Genomic DNA, 20839 nt, shown 5'->3' on the forward strand with positions numbered 1-20839 from the left:
TTTCCCCAGCGCCAACTTTCCCGCCATGACCTCAGCTTCCGAATTCTCCTTCCCCCGTCACGCCGTCATCATCGGCGCCGGCGCAGTCGGCCTGATGAGCGCCATTCACGCGCTGGACCAGGGGCTGCAGGTGACCATCCTCGACTTCAACGAGGCCGGCAGCGAAGAGGCGTCGAGCTACGGCAACGCCGGCTGGCTGTCTTCGCATTCGGTGATTCCGCCGGTGGAGCCGGGCATGTGGAAGAAGGTGCCGGGCTACCTGATGGATCCGCTGGGGCCGTTGTCCATCCGCTGGCGCTACCTGCCGGCGCTGGCGCCCTGGCTGTTGCGCAACCTGGCCGGCGCGCGGCGCGAGCGCATCCGCCGCACCGCAGGCGCCCTGCGTACCTTGGTGGCCGATGCGCGGCTGCTGCACCAGGAGGTGGCGCAGCGCGCCGGCGTGGGCCACCTGATCGACACTTCGGGCGTGCTGCACGTCTACCGCTCGCGCCAGCATTTCGACAACGATGCCTTCGGCTGGGGCGTGCGGCGCGAGCTCGGCATCGAGTGGACCGAGTTCGAGGGCGAGGCCTTGCGCGCGCGCGAGCCGGACCTGGATCCGGCCTTCGGTTTCGCCGTGCATGTGGGCGAGGCCGGACATTGCCGCAATCCCGGCGCCTACATGAAAGCGCTCGACGCCTATGCGCGTGCGCGCGGTGCGCGGCGGGTGCATGGCCGCGCCCGCGGTTTTCGCATCGAGCAGGGACGCCTGAAGGCGGTGGTGCTGGAGACCGGCGAGATCGCCTGCGACGCCGCCGTGATCGCGGCCGGCGCGCGCGCCAAGCAACTGGCGCTGATGGCCGGCGACCGCGTGCAGCTGGAGAGCGAGCGCGGCTATCACGCATCCATCGCCGGCCAGCAGGAACGGGCGACGGCGCGCACGCCGATGATGGTGTCCGAGTTCAAGGTCATCGCCACGCAGATGGAAGGCGGCCTGCGCATCGCCGGCCAGGTCGAGTTCGCTTCTTTCGAGGCGGAGCCCGACTGGCGACGCGGCGAGATCATGCGCGACATCGCGCTCAAACTGTTCCCGGGATTGCCGCGCGACCTGCCGGCCGCGGACGTGAAGTTCTGGCTGGGCCGCCGCCCCAGCACGCCGGACGGCATGCCCTGCATCGGCTACGCGAACGCCAGCCGCGACATCGTCCACGCCTATGGCCACGGTCACATCGGCCTGGGCTGCTCGGCGCGCACCGGCCGCATCGCGGCGCAACTGCTGACCGGACAGGCGCCCGAAATCGACCTGGCGCCGTTCAGTCCGCAGCGCTTCTAAGCTTCCTCAACACGCGGTCAAAATTCGATATCGCGCGCCGCCCTGACGGTGGTGCGCACGCCATACGCGCCCAGGTTGGACAGCGTGGCGTTGTGGTGGGCCACGATCCGGTCCGCCGGCAGCACGTCGTTGTCGGTGGTGGTGTGGCCGTCGCCGGCCAGCGTCACCGGATAGCCCAGGGCCAGCGCGCGGCGCACCGTGGACTCCACGCAGAACTGGGTCTGCATGCCGCAGATCACCAGGTGCGAGATGTGGCGCATCTTCAGCATCGACTGCAGGTCCGTCTGGTGGAAGGCGTCCGAGCCGCGCTTGCGCAGCGGCACGTCCTGCCCGGTGACGTCCAGCCCGGCGGCGAGCTGCCAGCCGGCGCTGCCGTGGGCCAGTTCGCCGGCGTCTTCATGCTGCACCACGATCACCGGCGCCCGCGCGGCGCGTGCGCGTTGCGACAGCAGGTTGATGTTGGCGATGGTGGCGGCGGCGTCGGCAACGGCATCCTGGCCGGTGCACAGGGCGTGCTGTACGTCGATGATGAGCAGGGCGGTGGGCATGGCAGCTTGTTCGTCTTGTTGTCGGTCCGACCCCGATGGTAGCGGATACCGGCCCGCCTTGCCGCGATCTTTGGCGCCGGGCGCCGCGCACCCGGCCTGGCCTCATGCGGCGAGGTGCGCGCGCAACTGCCGTCCGTCGTAGTCGCGGCGGAAGGATCCGCGCCGCTGCAGCTCCGGCACCACGCCGTCGACGAAGTCGTCGAAGCCGTGCGGCAGGTGCGAGGGCGAGATCACGAAACCATCGGCGCCGCCCTGCGCCACGATGTGTTCCAGCCAGTCGGCGACGTCGGCCGCGGTGCCTGCCACCTGCGGCGTGAGCACGCCCTGCGCGTAGAGGCGGCCGGCGTCGGCCAGCGTCAGCTGCCGCTCGGCCGAGATTTCCTTCAACAGCTTGAACAGTCCCTGGATGCCGCTCACCTGCACGTCGCCGATGGGCGCGTCCAGCGCATAGGCGGAGAAATCGACGTTCATGTGGCTCGACAAGGTCGACAGGCCCACCAGCGGATCGGCCAGTGCATTGGCCTGTTCGCGCAGCTCTTCCGCATGCGCGCGCGACGCGCCGACGAAGGGCATCACCGCCGAGAGGATCTTGATGTCTTGCGGGCGGCGGCCGAATTTTTCGGCGCGGCCCTTGAGGTCGCCATAGAAGCGCTGCAGGCGCGGCAGGTCGGGCTGGATGTTGAATACCACCTCGGACCAGCGCGCGGCGAAATCCTGGCCGCGCTCGGACGAGCCGGCCTGGATGATCACCGGGCTGCCCTGCGGTGAGGAGGGAATGTTGAGCGGCCCGCGCACGCTGAAGTGCGCGCCATGATGATCGATCGCCTCGACCAGCGCGGCGTCGGCATAACGCCCGCCCGCACCCAGATGCAGCGCTTGCGGCGACCAGCTGCGCCACAGCTTGTGCGCGACCTCGAGGAACTCGTCGGCGCGGTCGTAGCGCACGTCGTGCGGCAGCGTCTCTTTCAGGCCGAAGTTGTCGGCCTCGCCCTGGTTGACCGAGGTCACCACGTTCCACGCCGCGCGCCCGCCGGAGAGATGGTCCAGCGTGGCGAATTCGCGCGCCAGGCTGTAGGGCTGCGAGTAGGTGGTCGAGCGCGTCGCGCCCAGTCCGATATGGCGCGTTACCGCCGCCAGGGCGCCGAGGATGGGCAGGGGATCCAGCCGCGTGGCGTCCTGGTCGCCCACGGCGATGCCGTGGCGGTGGCTCTCGCCGTAGCGGGTGGAGACCGCCAGCCGGTCGGCGAAGAACAGCAGGTCGAACTTGCCGCGCTCCAGCGTCTGTGCGATGTGGCGATAGTAGTCCAGCTCCAGGAAGCCGCCGCGGCGGCTCTCCGGATGGCGCCACAGGGCCTGGCTGTGGGCGGCGTTGCCGGCGATCAGGAAGGCGGCGAGATGCATGGCGCGCTTACACCAGCACGTCCGGATAGACCTTGTCCTGCACCCGCACCGCGCCCTTGATCAGGCCCAGCTTGAGGAAGGCGTCGGCGATCTGCTGCTGCTCGGCGACGATGCCGGCGTCGACCGCCACGGTCGTGTAGTTGCGGCGCTCGGTGGCCAGCTTCAGGACCTTGGCGTCCACGCCCAGCTGCGGCGCCAGCAGGTCGGCGGTTTCCTGCGGATGCGCCTGGGTCCAGTTGTTGGCCTTCTTCAGCTCGGCGAACAGCGTGCGCACGATGTCCTTGTTCTGGTCGACGAACTTCGGCACGGCCAGGTGGAAGGTGCGGTTGTTCGACAGCCCGGTGCCGTCGCGCAGGATGCGCGGGCGCGTGGAGATTTCCTGGCCGGCCAGGAAGGGATCCCACAGCGTGGCCGCGTCGACGTTGCCGGACTGGAAGGCGGCGCGCACGTCGGCCGCATTGGTCACGTAGACCGGCTCGATGTCGTTGTAGGAGAGGCCCGCCTCTTCCAGCGCCTTCAGCAGCAGGAACTGCACGTTCCAGCCGCGGCCGGTGGCGACCTTCTTGCCCTTGAGATCCTTCACGGTCCTGATCGGCGAATCCTGCGCCACGAAGATGGCGATGCCCTTGGGATACGGCTGCTCGGCGCCCAGGTAGACCGCGTTCACGCCGGAGGCGTTGGCAAATACCGAGGGCGTGTCGGCGGCGTGGCCGAAGTCGATGGCATCGGCGTTCAGGGCCTCGGTCAGCTGTGGGCCGGCTGCGAACTCGAACCACTTCACCGACCAGCCCTTGGGCTGCAGCGCCTGCTCCAGCTTGCCGGTGCCTTTCAGGATATTGAGCGTGTTGAATTTCTGATAACCGATGCGCAGCACCTTCTCCTGCGCCGCGGCCACCAGCGGCGCGCCGCCGGCCAGCGCGCCGGCCGCCAGGCCCTGCAGCAGCAGGCGTCGTTTCAGGCTGTGTTGTTCCCCGTCCATGTCGCTTCCCCTTTACCGATCCGTGGCTGAAAAGGCAACAGGGTAGGCAAGCGCCGCCGCAACGGGAACGAATAATTCCACAGATCCAAATGCGCTTATCGCAGGCCGGCCGCAAGGCCTTGCCCGGCGTGGTGTTGCCTGGGCGACACTGCGGCAATTTGTCCCATTCCGGCGCGTCGCGCGCTTGGGTAAAATGCCTGTTCTTCTTCAAGCCTCTCCGTCACCGTCATGACCGCACTGTTCGACAACGTCGAAAGCTTCCTGCGCCGCGCCTCCGGCCTGCACATCGTGCTGGCCCTGCTGCTGGTGTGCGGGCTGCTGTGCTGGGCGGTCTGGGTCTGGGCCACCGGCGAAGGCCGCGTGCCGTTCGGCATGCTGGACTTCTGCATCACCCCGACCGCGCCCAGGTGAATCGCATCCGCTGCACGGCATAAGCGAAGCGGCCTACAATGGCCGCTTCTTTTTTTGCCCGTATGCCGCGCATGAGTTCTTCCCCCGCCACCGTTTTCCGGCCGCGCCTGACGCTGCAAACGCTTGCGCGCGGCGATGGCCTGCTCGGCATGCGCGCGCATGGCCTGTTCGGCCCGCGCGGCGGCATGGTGACGGTGGCGCAGGTCGACTGGACCTACGGCGAAGGCGCCGCGCGCTGGAGCATGCCGGCGCCGCAGGGTTTCGGCGATGAAGACGGCCAATACACGCCGGCCCATGTCGCGCGCGACGAGGACGCCGAATCGGCGGCGCTGGAGCTGATCCGCGAACTGGGATTGCTGCCGCTGCGCGAGGACGCCTTGCAATGGCGCGCGCACAATCCGCTGCACGGCGCCGGCCCCTTGTGGACGCTGGTGCAGGAGGAGTTCTTCGGCGACTTCTGGGCCGACCAGGCGCCGCGGCTGCAGCAGCTGGGCTGGTCGCTGGTGGTCAAGCCGGGCTTCGCCCACGAGAGCGTGCCGGTCACCGCCTGGCGCTTCATCGTCAGCAGCGAGACCGGCGAGGTGCTGGGCAAGGAAGTCGCCGCGCCGCTGCAGCCGCGCGCGTTTTCCAGCGAAGTGTTCGACGGCCAGGATCCTTCCGGCCGCTGGCTGCTGTCGATCGGCATCGAGGTCGACGGCGAGGTGATGGACGTGGGGCCGATGGTGGCCGACCTGCTGCGGCGCGACCCGCGCTGGGCCGACGCGCAGCAGGTGGAGCGCATCGACCCGCATGCGGTGATTTCGCTGCGCGCGCCGGGCGGCCGCCGCATCGACGCCATGGCCGGCCCGCTGAAGGCGGTGGTGCTGGCGCTGCTGGACCTGCTGGCCGACCTCAAGCGCAAGGACGGCCCGCTGCGCCTGACGCCGTGGGATGCGCACCGCCTCGACGCCATCCACAGCGCCTTGCTGGAGCTGGACGGCGGCGCGCCCTGGCACATGAGCGGCGAGGCCGGCGTGCTGAAGCTGGCGCAGCGCCTGCGCGCGGCCGGCGCGGTGCGCGCCGTGGCGCCGCCGCCGGGACTGGGCATCCGCCTGCGCGCCTATCAGCTGCAGGGCCTGGCCTGGCTGCAATACCTGCGCGAGCAGGGCCTGGCGGGCATCCTCGCCGACGACATGGGGTTGGGCAAGACCGCCCAGGTGCTGGCGCACATCCTGGCCGAGAAGCAGGCCGGCCGGCTGGATCTGCCGGCGCTGGTGGTGGTGCCGACCTCGCTGCTGTTCAACTGGCGCGAAGAAGCGTGCCGCATCGCGCCCGAGCTGCGCGTGCTGACGCTGCATGGCGAGGGCCGCGCGCAGCGCTACGCCGAGCTCGGCGGCGCCGACCTGGTGCTGACCACCTATCCCTTGCTGTGGCGCGACCTCGACCAGCTGGCGCCGCAGCGCTTCCACCTGCTGGTGCTGGACGAGGCGCAGACCGTCAAGAACGCCACCTCGCGCGCCGCCACCGCCGCCCGCAAGCTGCGCGCGCGCCACCGCATCTGCATGACCGGCACGCCGCTGGAGAATCACCTGGGCGAGCTGTGGACGCAATTTCATTTCCTGATGCCGGGATTCCTCGGCGACGCGCGCAGCTTTTCGCGGCTGTGGCGCAAGCCCATCGAGGAGCAGGGCGAGACCGTGCGCGCGCGCCTGCTGGCCCAGCGCGTGCGCCCCTTCATCCTGCGCCGGCGCAAGGAGGACGTGCTGCAGGAACTACCGCCGCGCATCGAGATCGTCGAGCGCCTGCAACTGCAGGGTCGCCAGCGCGAACTCTACGAGAGCGTGCGCATCGCCGCCGACAAGCAGGTGCGGCGCGCGCTGCTGCGTCGCGGCCTGAGCGGCGCGCAGGTGACGGTGATGGACGCGCTGCTCAAGCTGCGCCAGGTCTGCTGCGACCCCTACCTGCTCAAGGGCGGGCGCATGCCCAAAGGCATCGAGCGCGCCAAGATCGAGCTGCTGCGCGACATGCTGCCGGCGCTGGTGGCCGAGGGCCGGCGCGTGCTGGTGTTCTCGCAGTTCACCGCGATGCTGGCGTTGGTCGAGGCCGAGCTGCGCACGCTCGATCTGCCCTACCTGCTGTTGACCGGCGACACCGAGCCTGCGGCGCGCGGCGAAGTGATCGCGCGCTTCCAGGCGCATGAGGCGCCGCTGTTCCTGGTCAGCCTCAAGGCCGGCGGCGTCGGGCTGAACCTCACCGCGGCCGACACCGTGGTGCTGGTCGACCCCTGGTGGAATCCCGCCGTCGAAGAACAGGCCATCGCCCGCGCGCACCGCCTGGGCCAGACGCGCCAGGTGTTCGTCTACAAGCTGGTGGTGGAGGGCAGCATCGAGGAGCGCCTGCTGGAACTGCAGGCGCGCAAGTCGGCGCTGGCCGAAGGCATGCTGGGCCGCGACGACGCGCAGGCTGTCAAGTTCGGCGAGGAAGAACTGCAGGCCCTGCTGGCGCCGTTGGGCGCGGGGATCGCGGAAAAGATCGTGGGCTGAGCGGGCACGGCCGCGCGGTTCGCCGGCCATTGCCACCGCGTCGCTGATTTCCCTTCCAGAAAAAAACAGGCGGCGATAATCGCCGCCTGTCTTCTCGTCGATCTCAGGCTCCCAGAGCGGAAGACCGGATCACATCATCCCGCTCAGAAGCGATGACGCAGGCCCAGGCGCAGCACGTTCTGGGTCGAGTCGTCGCTGGGCGAGGCCGAGTAGGCCGCGTTGACCACGCCCGGGTTGACCACATCCTTGGCGCGCAGGTTGCTGTACATGGCGTACACGTCGGTGCGCTTGGAGAGGTAGTAGTCCACGCCGACGTTGAGCTGCGTGGTCGAGCCGGTGGTGGCGCCGGTGGTGGCGCGCTTGATGTCGGCGCGATCGTAGATCACCGCGCCCACCAAGTGCAGGTTGGGCGTGACCAGGTAGTCGGCGCCGAGGTCGAAGACATTGGCCTTGGTGGCGTTGGTGATGTTGGTCAGGCCGGTGGCGGCGACGGCGGCCGCGCGGGGCTGCTTGATCTGCGACCACATGCCGTACAGCTTGACCGGGCCGGCCTGGTAGCTGGCGCCGATGCTGAAGGTCTTCAGGCTGGTGTCGCCGGCCTGGCCGGTGGTCGACGCGGCCGACAGCTTGTTCTGGTAGTAGCCGGCGCCGATGCCGAAGGGGCCGTTGGCGTAGTTGCCGGCGACGCCGAAGGACTGGCCGGCCGAGTTGTTGCCGGCGATTTCGCCGAAGCCGTAGAACAGGCTGCCGGTGAAGCCGGACAGGTTGTTGCTGTCGTAGCGGATCGAGTTGTCGGTGCGCGCGCCGCCGGCGGTGCGGTCCAGGTTGCCGAAGTGCGCGCCCTTGATGGCGTTGCTGCCGACGGTGGAGACCGAGCCGTACTTGGTGCCGAGGTCTTCCAGGTAGTCGGTCTGGCGACCGAGGGTCACGGTGCCGAAGCCGCCGGACAGGCCGACCACGGATTTGCGATCGAACAGGGTGTTGGCGGTGGACATGCCGCCGGTGTCCGCGGCGAAACCGTTTTCGAGGTTGAAGATGGCGGACAGGCCGCCGCCCAGGTCTTCACTGCCCTTGAAGCCGATGCGCGAGGCGGCCTGGTCGCCGGAGTCGACGCTGAAGCGGCTGCCGTTGGCGGCGCCGACCTTGCTGTTGTAGGTGACTCCGGCGTCGATCAGGCCGTAGACGGTGACGCTGCTCTGGGCGTAGACGTTGGCGCAGGCCAGTGCGAGTGTGGAGATGGCCAGTGCTGATTTCTTCATGGTGTTCTCATTGGTTGTTTGAATGAATGGTCTCGTACGTCCTGCGGCGCATGCGATGTGCGGGCCTTGCGCGTTGCCGGGATTGTGTCTCGCCAACGGGGCAGTCATGCGCCGCGATTTGTTGTTGTGGTGGTTGCGGGACGTGCGGCGGATTATAGGAAGAGCTGCGGCGGCGGCGTATTGTGGTTGTCCACAGCAATGCAAGTTTGCAACAGCCTGCTTGACGGTGTGGCGTCTTGTTGCCCGGTAACGGCATTGCAATGGCGGCGGCCGCAGGTTCGACAGCGCGGGTTTGGGCGCGGCAGGTCGGTGGCTGGTCGTGCGGGCGGGGCGGGGTCCGGGTTTCAGGCGCCGCGCGCGGGCGGTCCGGAAAGGCGTGTTGCCAAGGACAGGCGGAGGAGGGGACGGGCGAAGCTGAAGCAGGACGCCGGACGAGGCTATCCGGAAGCGCCGTCCTTGACCTTGATCTTCTGGGCGTTCTGTTCGCGCTCCAGCTGCAGGATGAATTTCTGGATGGAGGCCAGCACGGCGCGCGGCGTCTCGACGAATTCGCAGCCGAAGTGATGGATGGTCTGCAGGCCGGGCTGTTCTTCCTTCTTGATCGAGCGCACCTTCAGCCTGACCGGGACGGTCACCGCCACGCCCAGCTCCAGGTGGCAGTCGTCATAGACGGCGTTGAGCTGCAGCGGGATCGACGCGCTGCGGTCGCTGATGCCCACGCCGCCGGCGCTGATGTTGGCGATGGCGGCCCAGACCAGGTTGAACTGGCCTTCGGCGTTGGTGAAGCGGATCTTGCAGCGCAGCGAGGAGCTGGCCGGCACCGGGATGCGGAAGAACTCGCGCCGCTGGATGCGCACCAGCTGCTCGGGGATGTCCACCTTCAGCGCCAGGAACTGCTCGTCGACCTTGGTGTGGTGAACCTGCTTGGCGGAAAACTTGATCAGCGCGTTGCGCGGGTTGGCGGCGAAGACGACGTCGCTGCTTTCCACGATGGCCTTGTTCAGGTCGGCATTGGGCGCGGCCTTGACGAACATCACGTCCTCTTCCATGCGCAGGATCGAGGTGGCGATGCTGTCCTGCATGTCCTTGATGAGGATGGAGAGTTCGAGGTTCTCCTTCATCATCGTGCTCAGCAGGGCGATGATTTCCCGCTTGGAGGAAACCTGGTATCTGGCGTCTTCCAGATCGGGCTCGGTATTGTTCATTTGCTAGACCCCTTATTTCTGTTGAACAAAGAATCAGGTCGTTTGGCGGCCGGGCACTGCGGGAAAGGAAAAGGGCGGGTGAAGCGAGGCCATAAGAATAGCACTCGAATTTCCATGCGGCAATCACGGAATGGGCTTTTTCCGCCTGCGCAGCGGGTTTCGGGCGGGTAAGCTCATCCGTGGCGCATTATTTGGAGCGCGCACGGGAGGGGGCCGACGCGGCGTCGTCCGGCCCCACATAAAAAAACCGGCCTTGAGGCCGGTTTCCTGATCTGCGGTGTCGCGCCTTCAGCCAGCGTTCTTGGCTTCCAGGGCGGCCTGCTCCAGATCGAGCAGCGATTCGATGGCGGCGATCAGCAGGCCGATGCGGTGGCGACGGTAGATCAGTCTTTTCTTCAGGCGGTTGTTCATGTTTCTCCAATACCGGCACCATGCCGGCTCTTGCACTGTAAAAGCCGCGTCGTGCGCGGCCATGTTCATTCCTGCGGGGCAGAGCTTGCGTGCGTCCTGATGCGTGGCGTCGCCGCGCGCGGATGGGCTTGTCAATCATGCATCGCTGCATCGCACCCCGCGGCGTGAACGTCCCGGATCAGGCTCGTACGGCCGCCATTATAGCTGGGCGGCGGGGGGAGGATCGACTGGCGCGCGCCGCGCGGCCTTCAGAGGTAACGGATCACGATCCTGTCCACCGTGCCGACCAGTTCATCGATGGAACAGGGTTTGGTCAGCAGCGCCGCGAACTGCGGCAGCATGTCGGCCTTGTTGACGAGGGGCGTCGCGGTCAGGGCGATGAGCGGGATGTGGGCGAGATGGTCGGTGTCCCTGATGGCCGCGGCCATGTGCAGTCCATCCATCACCGGCATGCGCAAATCGGTCACGATGATGTCCACCGGATGCAGGCCGAGCTTGTGGAGCGCATCCTTGCCGTTGCTGGCCTCGACGATCTGATAGCCGCTGGAAGAAAGAGCGTAGGCGAAGATCTCCCTGGCGTCGGCGTTGTCCTCCACTACCAGAACGGTAATGGCTTCCCGCAGATATTTTTCCATTACATCCAATCATTGCGTGTTCCGAAGGAGCACTGCCGGATTGGACAAGCCTGCGCGGCAAAGATTCGCAAATATGTCGCCGATGAGCGACGCCCCCCTGAAAAGGCCCCGAATAGGTGAATGTCGCGCCGGGGTGTATAGTGAACCGCGATCTTCCCAGTCCTTGGAAGCCTTTGGCTCGTCCTGCCTTCATTGCCGCGCCGGCAATGCCTGTCTGATTCCTGTCATTTCCTTTCTTCGATTTCGAGATGCGGAGGTTCTCCCCGGGCCGCAATGCCCGGGAAAGCGGCTCCATACGCATTCCCTATCATCATTCAAATCGGAGGAGCCATGCCCACGCTAAGAGGATCGTACCGGCGCCTGGAGGCGCCCAGCGACATTTTCTATCTTGAGATTTCCTATCAGATCGGCCCTTCCATCCGCTGGGCCGCCACGATAAGCGGCGGCAGCCGCGAGGTCGAGGCGATGAGCGGCGAGCTGGAGCTGCGGCCCAAATCGGACATCTTCATCCGCGACGCGATCATCTCGACGGTGAGGTCGCGGGTCAAGTCGGCGCTGGACGCGATGACGGCAGCGCCATGATTTTCACTCGCCGGAGCGTGAAGGCTACTGTTCGCAGGAGAACATCTTTCCGGTCAGGCGTGTTCCCACGTGCAGAATCAATTGAAACATACCCCGCCGCCGGGGACACCTCATTGGGCAGCGAGCACACTGTGTGAAGGTACTGCTGCACCGGAGGCAAGCGCATCTCCCGGCAAGCCGATCAGGATGTCTTCGTAGAACGCGCCCACCGGATAGACCGGGTGGCGCAGCTGGATCTCCAGCACCCACACCGCATCGGCGGGGACGATGTCCATCTCGGCCAGCTTGGCCGGGCCGAACAGCGCATGCGGGAAATCCGAGACGCGGTGGCCGGCCAGGTTGCGCTCCAGCATCCAGCCGCCGCGCAGCGCTTCGGCCTGCGCGTGGTCGTACAACGCGCGGCCGGTCAGGCCGGTTTTCCACGCCTCCTTGGCGGCGCTGAAGACATCGCGCGCGGCCTGGGCACAAGCCAGGTGCATGCGCTCGAGGCCGAAGACGAAGGTGTCGCCGAAGTCTCCCTCGTAGCCATCCCACACCGGGCCGATATCGACCACCACGATGTCGCTGGCCTGCAGCGTGCGGCTGCTTTGCACGCCCTGGCGCGGCGTGCGCACCGTGTCGTCGCCGAAGCGGATGTAGGTCGGATGCCAGGTGTGCGAGGCGCCCATCTCGCGCAGGTGGAGCTCAGCCATCTCCAGCGCCTGCGCGGTGGACATGCCGATGCGCAGCTTGCCGGCGATCTGCGCCACCGCGCGTATCGACTTCTCGCGCGCGGCCAGCATGCCGTCCAGCGAATAGCGCGGTCCGACCCGCTCGAACACCGGGTCGAAACTGGCCCGCGCCAGCGGCGCCGAACTTGCACCGGAGGGAACGAAGGCCTCGGCGATGAAGTCGTGCCGCGCCACGCCCCATTGCGCGCAGCATGCGCGCACCGCATCGAGCATGGCCGGATTGCCGCAGGCATAGACGCGGGCGCCGCGCCAGTCGTGCGCCTGTTCGTCCGCCGCCTGCTGCACCAGGCCGACGGCGGCCGTCACGCCGCGCCAGCGGAAGCGCTTGTCGGCGGCGGCAAGCGCATCGAGGAAGGTGCTGTCGTAGAAATCGCCGGCGTCCTTGCCGCCCCAGTACAGCGACAAGCGGGTGTCCCGCTGCGCCAGCGCGGCCAGGAGGATGGGCTTGATGCCGGCATAGCCGGTGCCGGTGGCGAAGAACACCAGCTCCGCGTGGTCGCCGTCCTGCCAGGTGCAGGCGCCGAACCCGCCTTCGAGGCTGAGCCTGTCGCCGGGCCGCAGGGCGTCCAGCGTCTGCTGCGAGAATTTTCCTCCCGCCACGCGGCGGATGTGGAATTCAAGCCGGCCATCGTCGGCCGCCGGCAAGTTGGCGACCGAGAAGCAGCGGCTGCTGCCGTCGTCCAGGTAGAACTTCATGTACTGGCCCGCGCGCACCTCGGGCGTAGCCGGCGCCTGCGGCTGCAGGACCAGGCGCACGATGTCGGCGGCCAGCGGTGTTTTTTCCAGCACGGCGGCTTCGAAGCGCAAGGCCGGCGCGTCGAACGACCAGTCGGGGATCTCGATGCGCATGTCGCTGCAGGCGCGGCTGCGGCACAGCAGCATCTCGTCGTCGGCCAGGCCGTAGGGCTTGCCCAGGCCGCCGTAGGTTTCGGCCTCGTGCCGGCCCTCCAGCACGCGCACCTTGCAGCAGCCGCATTCGCCGCGGCGGCAGGAGAACGGCACGGCCACGCCATGCGCCAGCGCCGCATCCAGCAGCAGCTCGCCGCCGGCGTCGAAACGCCGGCCGGCATCCTCCAGTTCGATGACGTATTTCTGTTGCATCCTGCTCTCCTGTTGCACGCAAAACCTTCCGGTCGATGCAGGATTGTGGCGTTAGAATAGGACCGTATAAACCTCCAGTTTTGATAAGTTCACATGGTCCAGATGAGAAACTGGCGCATCCTGCTCGAGCTCGACGGCGCATCGGGCAACGCCTCCTATCGCGACATCCTGGCCGGGCTGGCGCGCGCCATCAAGGACGGCCGGCTGCAGCCGGGAGCGCCCCTGCCCGGCACGCGCGAGATGGCCGGCATGCTGGGTGTGAACCGCAAGACCGTCATCGTGGCCTATGAAGAGGCCGTCATCAAAGGCTGGCTGGTCAGCGAGCAGCGCCGCGGCACCTTCGTCAGCGCCGCCTTCGACGCCGGCGCGGCCGCTGCCACGCGCACGCAGTCCGCCGGCGCGCAGCCGGGGTCGCGCGCTTTCGCGCCGGCGTTCCTGCCGGCCTCGCTGCCGTCCTATTTCGACCATCTTGCGCAGCCCGCCGACGGCCGTCCCCGCGGCGACGGCATGATGTACTTCGACAACGGCTCGCCCGATCATCGCCTGCTGCCGCAAGCGGTCCTGCACCGCCACTATCGCAACGCGATGCGCGACAGCCTGCGCTCGGGGCGCGTTCGCTACGGCAATCCGGAGGCGGCGCGGCAGCTGCGCACGGCGCTGGCCGAGATGCTCGGCGCCACGCGCGCGCTGGCGGTGTCGCCGTCCTGCATCTGCCTGACGCAAGGCACGCAGATGGCGCTGCACCTGGTGGCCAGCGCCCTGATACGGCCGGGCGACGTGGTGCTGGTGGAGCGGCTCAGCTATCCGCCGGCCTGGGCCATCTTCCGCGCGCTGGGCGCGCGCATCGAGGTGGTCGATATCGACGCCGACGGTTGCCGGGTCAGTCAGGTCGAAGAGATCTGCCGGCGCCGGCCCGTGCGCTGCATCTACCTGACGCCGCACCACCAGTTTCCCAGCACCGTCAGCCTGCGCGCCGACCGGCGCGAGAAACTGCTGGCGCTGGCCGCGCAGCATGCGTTCTCCATCATCGAGGAGGACTACGACCACGAATACCATTTCAGCGGCCGTCCCTATCCGCCGCTGGCCAGCGACGCGCGCCAGCGCAACGTGATCTACGTCGGCTCGCTGTCCAAGCTGTTGGGGCCGAGCTTTCGCTGCGGCTTCATCGTGGCGCCGGAGAACCTGATCCAGGCGCTGGAGCAGCACCAGTTCCTGCTGTCGACCCACGGCGACGTCGTCATGCAGAAGATGATGGCCGACCTGATCGGCAACGGCGAGCTGCGCCGGCACGTGCGGCGCAGCAGCAAGCATTACCGCGCGCGCCAGGAGGTGCTGCTCGACTGCCTGCACGCCGGTTTCGGCGAGCACATCGCCACGCGCGCCCCGCAAGGCGGGCTGGCGCTGTGGGTGACGTTCGACCCGCAGACCGATGTCGACGCCATGGCGCGGCATGCCTTGCAGGAGGGTTTGTTCGTGCGCAGCGGCAGCCAGTTCTCTCCGGTCAGCGAGCCGGTGAACGGCCTGCGCCTCGGGTTTGCGTCGATGGCGCCGGACGAACTGGTGCGCGCCGTCGCGCGGCTGCAACGGGCCTGGAAGAGCAGCCTGAGATAATGTGCTGCAACGGGCTTGCATGAGTCTTGCTTGCCAACATTGACAGATCAAACATGGGGCCGCGCAGCGGCCGGAAAACGATGAGCAACGTCCTCAGTTACCTTGTAGCCGCCCGCCGATGCGAGGTCGACGAGCTGGAACGGCTGGCGCGCACCTGCAAGCTGGTGCTGACGGTGGGCAAGCTGGTGCACTGCCTGCAGCAGGAGCGCGGGATCTCCAATATCTACCTGGCGTCGCACGGCGAGCGCTACGCCGCGCTGTGGCCGGAACGCGTGGCCGCCAGCGACGCCGCCCGCCTCGAGTTCGAGGAGTGGCTGCAGTCCAACGAGCATGCCGATGCCCTGAGCAACGGCGCCCGCCTCTACACCCGCATCGCCTTCGCCTTGCATGCGCTGGACGGGCTGCCGCAGATGCGGGTCGACATCTCCGCCCTGGCGTGTTCGCCGGCGGCGAACTCCGACCGCTTCAAGACCCTGGTCGGCTCGCTGCTGGCCCTGGTGTTCGAGGCCGCCGACGTGGCGGTCGATCCGGAAATCTCGCGCCTGCTGATCGCACTGTTCCACCTGATGCAGGGCAAGGAGTTCGCCGGGCGCGAGCGGGCCGCCGGCGCCGCCGCCTTTGCCGCCGGACGGATCACGCAGGAGCAGGCGCAGACCATCGAATACCACATCGACATGCAGGAGCAGGCGTTCCGGCGTTTCGAATCCTTCGCCGAATCCTTCCGCGCGGAGTGGACCGCCATGCAGGCCAGCCTGCCGCTGGCCGAGCTCGAGCGCATGCGCCGCAAGCTGCTGACCGCGCACGAACGCGCGCTCGACGACAGCCTGGCCGACGCCTGGTACGGCTGCTGCTCGACCCGCATGGACGGCCTGCACCAGGTGGAGATCCACCTGGCCGACTACGTGCAGGCGCAATGCCGCCAGAAGATCGGCGAACTGCAGCGCGAGCTGGGCGACCACGAGCAGTTGTTCGCGCATGGCGCCGGCATCGATTCGCTGGCGCCGCTGGCCGCATTCTCGTCCAGTCTCGGTCCCGGCGAGATGGCGTCGGGGCCGCTGGACGGCAGCGTCGGCCCGCATCTCACGCAAGCCATCGTCGACATCCTGCGCAACCAGTCCGAGCGACTGCAGAACCTGACGCAGGAACTGGCGACGGTGCGCGAGAGCCTGGAAGAGAGAAAGCTGATCGAGCGCGCCAAGGGCATCCTGATGATCCGCCAGGGCCTCAACGAAGAAAGCGCCTACCGGCTGCTGCGCCAGCATGCGATGAACCAGAACCGGCGCATCGCGGAAGTGGCCCAAACCATCCTGTCGCTGACGGAGATTCTTCCCGACGCCAGGTAAGGGAAGCGCGAGGCTGGGCATAACCTGTCGCTCAGTCTGGCGTGGACTTTAGTCCAGCCCCGCGGCCTGCGCCAGCAGCCACTCCCTGAACACCCGCACATGGGGCTCTTCATAACGGCTGGCGGGCGTGAGCAGATAGTACTGGCCGGCGCTGGGCGTGGCGCCGTCGAACAGCCGGCGCAGCCGTTGCTGCGGGTCGAAGCTGTCGGCCAGTACCTTGGGCGCCAGCGCGATGCCATCGCCGTTCATGGCCGCCTGCAGCGAGACCGCGTACTGGCTGCATTCCAGCGTCTGCTGCGCGGGCGCCAGCTTGGCGCCGTGCGCGCCCAGCCAGTCTTGCCACGCGTCGGGACGTATCGAAGTGTGGATCAGGCAATGGCGGGCAAGATCGGCCACCTTGTCGACCGGCTGCCGGCGCAGCAGGCGCGGATGGCACAACGCCACCAGCGCATCGGGGAAGAGCGCGTCCGCGCGCAGACCATGCCAATCCACCGCCATCCGGCGGGTCATCGGCAGCCCCCTGGCGCGTGCGCCGGGCAGGACGCCGACCTGGATCGCCATGTCCACCTGTGAACGGCGGAAGTCGGCGGCCCCGGTGGCGACCACGATGCGCACATCGACATGCCGATGCGCGCGCCAGAACGCATCCAGCCTGGGCATGAGCCACAGGGCGGCCACCCCGGGCAGCACGGCGATCGTCAGGGCGGCGGATTTCCTGCGTTTTCCCAGGCGGCTTCCCGCGCCGGCGATCTTCTCGAAAGCCTGCCGGATTTCCTCGTAATACGCCGCACCTTGCGCGGTGAGCTCGATGCGACGGGTCAGGCGCTTGAACAGTTTGTGCTGAAGAAATTCCTCCAGGATGCGCACCTGCCGGCTGACGGCGCTCTGGGTGACGTGCAGTTCATCGGCGGCCGCGGTGAAGGAGAGCAGGCGCGCGGTCGCCTCGAAGGCGCGCAGGGCGGTCAGGGGCGGGAGCTTGTGCATGGTCGGCAGTGTCCTGGGGGATGTGTGGTGACGCATGACTTTAAGGTATGCGTCGGCATATTCTAATCATTTGCCGGCAATGCATGCCGCTGTCTAAGATAGCGCCATCCACATTTGGGAGTTCCCCATGAAGATAGTCGCCATCGCCGGCCTGGGCGCCATCGGTCACGCCGTTGCCAGAGGCATCGACCGGGGCATGGACGGCATACGCTTGGGCGCGGTGTCGGCGCGCGACCAGGATGCCGCCCGCGCCAGGCTGGATACGCTGCTTCACCGGCCGCCACTGGTGCCGTTGCCGCGTATCGCCGCGCATGCCGACATCGTCGTCGAATGCGGCGGCGCCGGCGTGCTGGCCGAGATCGCCGCGCCGGTGCTGGATGCGGGAAAGCATCTGGTGGTGCTGAGCTGCGGGGCGCTGCTGAGCTCACCTGAACTGGGCCTGCTGGCAAGCCGCCATCGCGGGCGTATCCACGTTCCCAGTGGCGCCATCGGCGGGCTGGACGCGGTGGCGGCGATGGCCGAAGGCGAGATCCGCAGCGCCAGGCTGATCTCGCGCAAGCCTCCCATCGCGTTGCGGGCCATACCCTGGCTGGAGCAACGCGGCATCGATCTGCGTGAGGTGCGCGAGCCGACCCTGGTGTTTCGCGGTTATGCAGCGCAGGCGGCCAGGCATTTCCCGGCCAACCTGAATGTCGCCGCCGCGCTGTCGCTGGCCGGCATCGGCGCACAGCGCACCGAGGTCGAACTGTGGGCCGATCCGCACGCGCGCGGCAACTGCCACGCCATCGAGGTGGAGTCGGACAGCGGCGCGATGCGCTTTTCCATCGAGGCGACGGCTTCCGGCAATCCCGCGACGTCGTCGCTGGCGGCGCAGTCCGTGCTTGCCCTGCTGCGCCGCCTGGGGCTGCCGGGAGCGTGAGGCGCCTAGCGCGATTCCAGCTCGGCGACCTCTTCCAGCCCCTTGCCCTCGGCGTCCACCGCAAACCGCAAGGCGCACACTCCCGCCAGCATCGCCAGCGCGGCCCCGAGCGCGTAGCCGGCGGCCACCGCGTGGCGGTCGCCGCTGGCGATGAGCCAGCCGAACAGCACCGGTGCGATGAAGCCGCCGGTGCCGGTGCCCACCGCGTAGAAGATGGAGATGGCCATCGCGCGCATCTGCAGCGGGAACACCTCGCTGGCCGTGAGATAGGCCGAGCTGGCCGCCGCCGATGCGACGAAGAAGGTGGCGCTCCAGCACAGCGCCAGCGTCAGCGCGCTGAGCAGGCCGGCGTTGAAGGCCCAGGCGGTGGCGGCCAGGCCGACGCCGGAGAGAAGGTAGGTGGCGGCGATCATGCGGCGCCGGCCGACGCTGTCGAACAGGTGGCCCAGCAGGATCGGGCCCAGCACGTTGCCCAGCGCGAAGGGGAAGATGTAGAGCGCCACGCGGTTGTCCGGCACCTGGAAGAAGCGCGTGAGCACCAGCGAGTAGGTGAAGAAGATGGCGTTGTAGACGAAGGCCTGGGCCACCATCATCAGCGTCACCATCAGGCTGCGCGCGCGGTAGTGATGCAGCAGCACCGTCGCCATTTCACGGTAGCCCAGCATGCCGCTGCCGGCGCGGCGGGCGTCGTCGCGGGCCGCGGGCGGCGGCAGCGGACCGCGTTCGGCGGCGACCTCGGCTTCGATCGCCGCCACCACCCGATACGCGCGTTCGTGATGGCCATGCATGAGCAGCCAGCGCGGGCTTTCCGGAACATGCCGGCGCACCAGGATGATGGCCACCGCCAGCACCGCGCCCAGCAGGAAGCAGACGCGCCAGCCGACCGCCGGCCCCAGCACGCGCTCGTCGAGGATCACCAGCGAGAGGCCGGCGCCCAGCGCCGCGCCGATCCAGAAGCTGGCGTTGATGATGAGGTTCACGCGGCCGCGCACGCGCGCCGGGATCAGCTCGTCGATGGCCGAATTGATGGCGGCGTACTCGCCGCCTATGCCCAGGCCGGTGACGAAGCGGCATAGCGCCAGGAACAGGAAGTCGGTGGAAAACGCGGTGGCCAGCGTGGCGGCCATGTACACCGCCAGCGTGATCATGAACAGCCGCTTGCGGCCCAGCCTGTCGGTCAGGCGGCCGAACAGCAGCGCGCCCAGCACCGCGCCGGCGATATAGAGCGAACCGGTCCAGCCGACCTGGGCGGCATCCAGGTGCAGCGTGTCGGGGCGTTCCAGCACGCCGCCGATGGAGCCGACCAGCGTCACCTCCAGGCCGTCCAGCACCCAGGCCACGCCCAGCGCGACGACCACGCGCCAGTGCCAGCGCGACCATGGCAGGCGGTCGAGGCGGGATGGGATGTCGCTGGCTGCTTGCATCGGGTCTCCTTGGTCGAGCTACCCAGTCCAGACCCGCGGCAGGCGCGCGCGGTTCCCGCGTTGCCGGACGGCATGTTGTGCAAATGCTCACTCAGTCATTTCCCGATGCCATCATCCGGGGCCGGGCGATACCATGCGCCCATTGAATTTTTGAGGTGCGGGAGCCGGCGCGAAATGGAGTGGATGCAAACAGTCATGCAGTATTCGATCTACGTGGTGCTGGGCCTGTGTCTGGCATGCCTGGTCGTGGCGGTGACGGTGTTTTTCATGCTCGAACGGCGCTGGCAGGAGCGGGTGGAGCGCGAGGCCGAGGAAGTGCTGGCGCGTGCGCGCTACAGGGAGCCGGTGCGCGCCGATACGGTTTCCCAGCCGCAATGGGAAGAACTGAGAAGCCGCCTGGAAGAGATGCAGATCATGGCCGACGAGAGCGGCCGCCCCAGTCCCTACAAGAACGTCGCCTGACGATTCACCGCGGGCCGTGCGGCCTGCATTCCTACACACGGCCGAGGTGTTGTCCGCTGTTGCCGTCGCCTCACGGCAGCGATACTCGCTCCATCATCGGCGCATTGCCTCCGGGCCCGGCGCCGCCACGACATCGGAGACAGCATCGCCCGCCATGAAGACTTCAGACCTCTTCCATCGTTTTTCCATCGCCTGCGCCCAGGCAGTCGGCGCCTCGTGGACCTTCGTGGCTGCGCTGTCGGTGATCGTGGTGTGGGCCGTCACCGGTCCGATGTTCGGCTACTCCGACACCTGGCAATTGCTCATCAATACCGGCACCACCATCATCACCTTCCTGATGGTGTTCCTGATCCAGAACGCCCAGAACCGCGACGCCGAGGCGACCCAGCTCAAGCTCGACGAGCTGATCCGCGCCATGAAGGGAACCCGCAAGGACATGCTGGATGTGGAGGACCTCTCCGACGAGGAACTGTCGCGCCTCAAACAGGAATTCGCCCGCATGGGCGAGCATCCGGACGACCCGGTGCGCCAGCGGCTGCGCAAGACCCTGGGGCGCGGCCGCCGCGACGGCGGCCATGAGCGCCACGGCGGCAAGGGCGGGCAGCAGGGCGGCAAGGTCGACGACGCCCAGCCGCAGCAACGCACGCCGGCCGCGCAGCCGCGCCGCAAGGAAATCCAGTTCGAGGAATATTCACGCCCGCTGCGCGCCAGCCAGCGGCAATGGACCTGAGGACCTGAACGACCGGCGGCATCCCGTCGCCGGACACTCAAGGAGGCCATCATGAAACACCAGACGCAAATCCATTCAGACGCCGCGCTCGACGACCATCCCGACGACCGCCATGCGCCCGAACCCGGCATCCGGGACGACAAGCTGGGCGACTCCCGCGGCAAGGGCCGCACCGGCCTGCGGCCGGGCGGCTTGACCGACGCCGAGCAGATGCTGGAGCAGGAAAACCTGAAGCGCACCCGCGACTGACGCGATTGCGCCCCACGCGG

The 20839-nt window shown here is 67.9% G+C and carries 20 protein-coding genes; 10 read left to right on the forward strand and 10 right to left on the reverse strand.

The window, feature by feature from the left end; all coding sequences use genetic code 11:
• Window positions 1–25: 25 nt before the first annotated feature.
• Window positions 26–1312, forward strand: a complete 1287-nt coding sequence (locus CEJ42_RS14455) for an NAD(P)/FAD-dependent oxidoreductase (protein WP_079219268.1) — start codon at window positions 26–28, stop codon at window positions 1310–1312.
• A 17-nt stretch (window positions 1313–1329) separates the two neighbouring features.
• On the opposite strand, the gene CEJ42_RS14460 is transcribed toward CEJ42_RS14455, so the two are convergent.
• From CEJ42_RS14460 to CEJ42_RS14470, 3 genes are all read right to left on the reverse strand, one after another.
• Window positions 1330–1860: a cysteine hydrolase family protein gene (locus tag CEJ42_RS14460; RefSeq protein WP_088751545.1), complete on the reverse strand. Its 531-nt coding sequence runs from the start codon at window positions 1858–1860 to the stop codon at window positions 1330–1332.
• A 102-nt stretch (window positions 1861–1962) separates the two neighbouring features.
• Window positions 1963–3261, reverse strand: a complete 1299-nt coding sequence (locus CEJ42_RS14465; protein ID WP_088751546.1) for an LLM class flavin-dependent oxidoreductase — start codon at window positions 3259–3261, stop codon at window positions 1963–1965.
• A 7-nt stretch (window positions 3262–3268) separates the two neighbouring features.
• Complete coding sequence (locus tag CEJ42_RS14470; RefSeq protein ID WP_088751547.1) at window positions 3269–4240, reverse strand: aliphatic sulfonate ABC transporter substrate-binding protein; 972 nt, start codon at window positions 4238–4240, stop codon at window positions 3269–3271.
• A 228-nt stretch (window positions 4241–4468) separates the two neighbouring features.
• Here CEJ42_RS14470 and CEJ42_RS14475 point away from each other — a divergent pair, with 228 nt between their 5' ends.
• The gene (locus CEJ42_RS14475; RefSeq protein ID WP_079217640.1) at window positions 4469–4651 is read left to right on the forward strand and encodes a metallothio multi-domain protein; all 183 of its coding nucleotides are present in this window, start codon (window positions 4469–4471) and stop codon (window positions 4649–4651) included.
• A 71-nt stretch (window positions 4652–4722) separates the two neighbouring features.
• Entirely contained in the window at window positions 4723–7173 is a 2451-nt protein-coding gene (locus tag CEJ42_RS14480; protein WP_420840770.1) for a DEAD/DEAH box helicase, read from the forward strand.
• A gap of 143 nt (window positions 7174–7316) precedes the next feature.
• On the opposite strand, the gene CEJ42_RS14485 is transcribed toward CEJ42_RS14480, so the two are convergent.
• The 4 genes from CEJ42_RS14485 to CEJ42_RS14495 all read right to left on the reverse strand — a co-directional run bounded on the left by CEJ42_RS14485 (window position 7317) and on the right by CEJ42_RS14495 (window position 10683).
• Window positions 7317–8432, reverse strand: coding sequence for a porin (locus CEJ42_RS14485; protein WP_079217642.1), 1116 nt, complete (start codon window positions 8430–8432; stop codon window positions 7317–7319).
• A 437-nt stretch (window positions 8433–8869) separates the two neighbouring features.
• Complete coding sequence (locus tag CEJ42_RS14490; RefSeq protein WP_088751549.1) at window positions 8870–9637, reverse strand: flagellar brake protein; 768 nt, start codon at window positions 9635–9637, stop codon at window positions 8870–8872.
• 288 nt (window positions 9638–9925) lie between these two features.
• Window positions 9926–10048: a hypothetical protein gene (locus tag CEJ42_RS25390; protein WP_269087219.1), complete on the reverse strand. Its 123-nt coding sequence runs from the start codon at window positions 10046–10048 to the stop codon at window positions 9926–9928.
• Between the two features lie 248 nt (window positions 10049–10296).
• Window positions 10297–10683 (reverse strand): response regulator, encoded by a 387-nt coding sequence (locus CEJ42_RS14495; protein WP_088751550.1) that lies wholly within the window; start codon window positions 10681–10683, stop codon window positions 10297–10299.
• A 330-nt stretch (window positions 10684–11013) separates the two neighbouring features.
• Between CEJ42_RS14495 and CEJ42_RS14500 the strand changes: the two genes are divergently transcribed.
• The gene (locus CEJ42_RS14500) at window positions 11014–11265 is read left to right on the forward strand and encodes a hypothetical protein (RefSeq protein WP_088751551.1); all 252 of its coding nucleotides are present in this window, start codon (window positions 11014–11016) and stop codon (window positions 11263–11265) included.
• 110 nt (window positions 11266–11375) lie between these two features.
• Here the strand turns inward: CEJ42_RS14500 and CEJ42_RS14505 are convergent, their stop codons facing one another.
• On the reverse strand, window positions 11376–13097 hold the full coding sequence (locus CEJ42_RS14505; protein WP_088751552.1) for an NAD(P)H dependent flavin oxidoreductase family protein: 1722 nt from the start codon (window positions 13095–13097) through the stop codon (window positions 11376–11378).
• Between the two features lie 93 nt (window positions 13098–13190).
• On the opposite strand from CEJ42_RS14505, the gene pdxR reads away from it, so the two are divergent.
• Both pdxR and CEJ42_RS14515 read left to right on the forward strand, forming a co-directional pair.
• Window positions 13191–14708, forward strand: coding sequence for a MocR-like pyridoxine biosynthesis transcription factor PdxR (gene pdxR, locus CEJ42_RS14510; protein WP_088751553.1), 1518 nt, complete (start codon window positions 13191–13193; stop codon window positions 14706–14708).
• 80 nt (window positions 14709–14788) lie between these two features.
• Window positions 14789–16051 carry a nitrate regulatory protein gene (locus CEJ42_RS14515; RefSeq protein WP_079217651.1) on the forward strand — a complete coding sequence of 421 codons (1263 nt, stop codon included), beginning with the start codon at window positions 14789–14791 and terminating at the stop codon, window positions 16049–16051.
• 48 nt (window positions 16052–16099) lie between these two features.
• Here CEJ42_RS14515 and CEJ42_RS14520 read toward each other — a convergent pair whose 3' ends face one another.
• The gene (locus CEJ42_RS14520; RefSeq protein WP_165774439.1) at window positions 16100–17035 is read right to left on the reverse strand and encodes a LysR substrate-binding domain-containing protein; all 936 of its coding nucleotides are present in this window, start codon (window positions 17033–17035) and stop codon (window positions 16100–16102) included.
• A 127-nt stretch (window positions 17036–17162) separates the two neighbouring features.
• Here CEJ42_RS14520 and CEJ42_RS14525 point away from each other — a divergent pair, with 127 nt between their 5' ends.
• Window positions 17163–17954, forward strand: coding sequence for an aspartate dehydrogenase (locus CEJ42_RS14525; protein ID WP_088751555.1), 792 nt, complete (start codon window positions 17163–17165; stop codon window positions 17952–17954).
• 5 nt (window positions 17955–17959) lie between these two features.
• Here the strand turns inward: CEJ42_RS14525 and CEJ42_RS14530 are convergent, their stop codons facing one another.
• Window positions 17960–19378, reverse strand: coding sequence for an MFS transporter (locus CEJ42_RS14530; RefSeq protein ID WP_088751556.1), 1419 nt, complete (start codon window positions 19376–19378; stop codon window positions 17960–17962).
• A 183-nt stretch (window positions 19379–19561) separates the two neighbouring features.
• Here CEJ42_RS14530 and CEJ42_RS14535 point away from each other — a divergent pair, with 183 nt between their 5' ends.
• The 3 genes from CEJ42_RS14535 to CEJ42_RS14545 all read left to right on the forward strand — a co-directional run bounded on the left by CEJ42_RS14535 (window position 19562) and on the right by CEJ42_RS14545 (window position 20819).
• A complete protein-coding gene (locus CEJ42_RS14535; RefSeq protein ID WP_243397867.1) occupies window positions 19562–19840 on the forward strand; it encodes a hypothetical protein in 279 nt (92 codons plus the stop codon).
• Between the two features lie 154 nt (window positions 19841–19994).
• Window positions 19995–20570, forward strand: coding sequence for a low affinity iron permease family protein (locus CEJ42_RS14540; RefSeq protein ID WP_079217659.1), 576 nt, complete (start codon window positions 19995–19997; stop codon window positions 20568–20570).
• 51 nt (window positions 20571–20621) lie between these two features.
• Window positions 20622–20819: a hypothetical protein gene (locus CEJ42_RS14545; RefSeq protein WP_079217660.1), complete on the forward strand. Its 198-nt coding sequence runs from the start codon at window positions 20622–20624 to the stop codon at window positions 20817–20819.
• Window positions 20820–20839 lie beyond the last annotated feature (20 nt).

It is taken from the genome of Herbaspirillum robiniae, from assembly GCF_002213415.1.
Classification (GTDB): domain Bacteria; phylum Pseudomonadota; class Gammaproteobacteria; order Burkholderiales; family Burkholderiaceae_D; genus Herbaspirillum; species Herbaspirillum robiniae.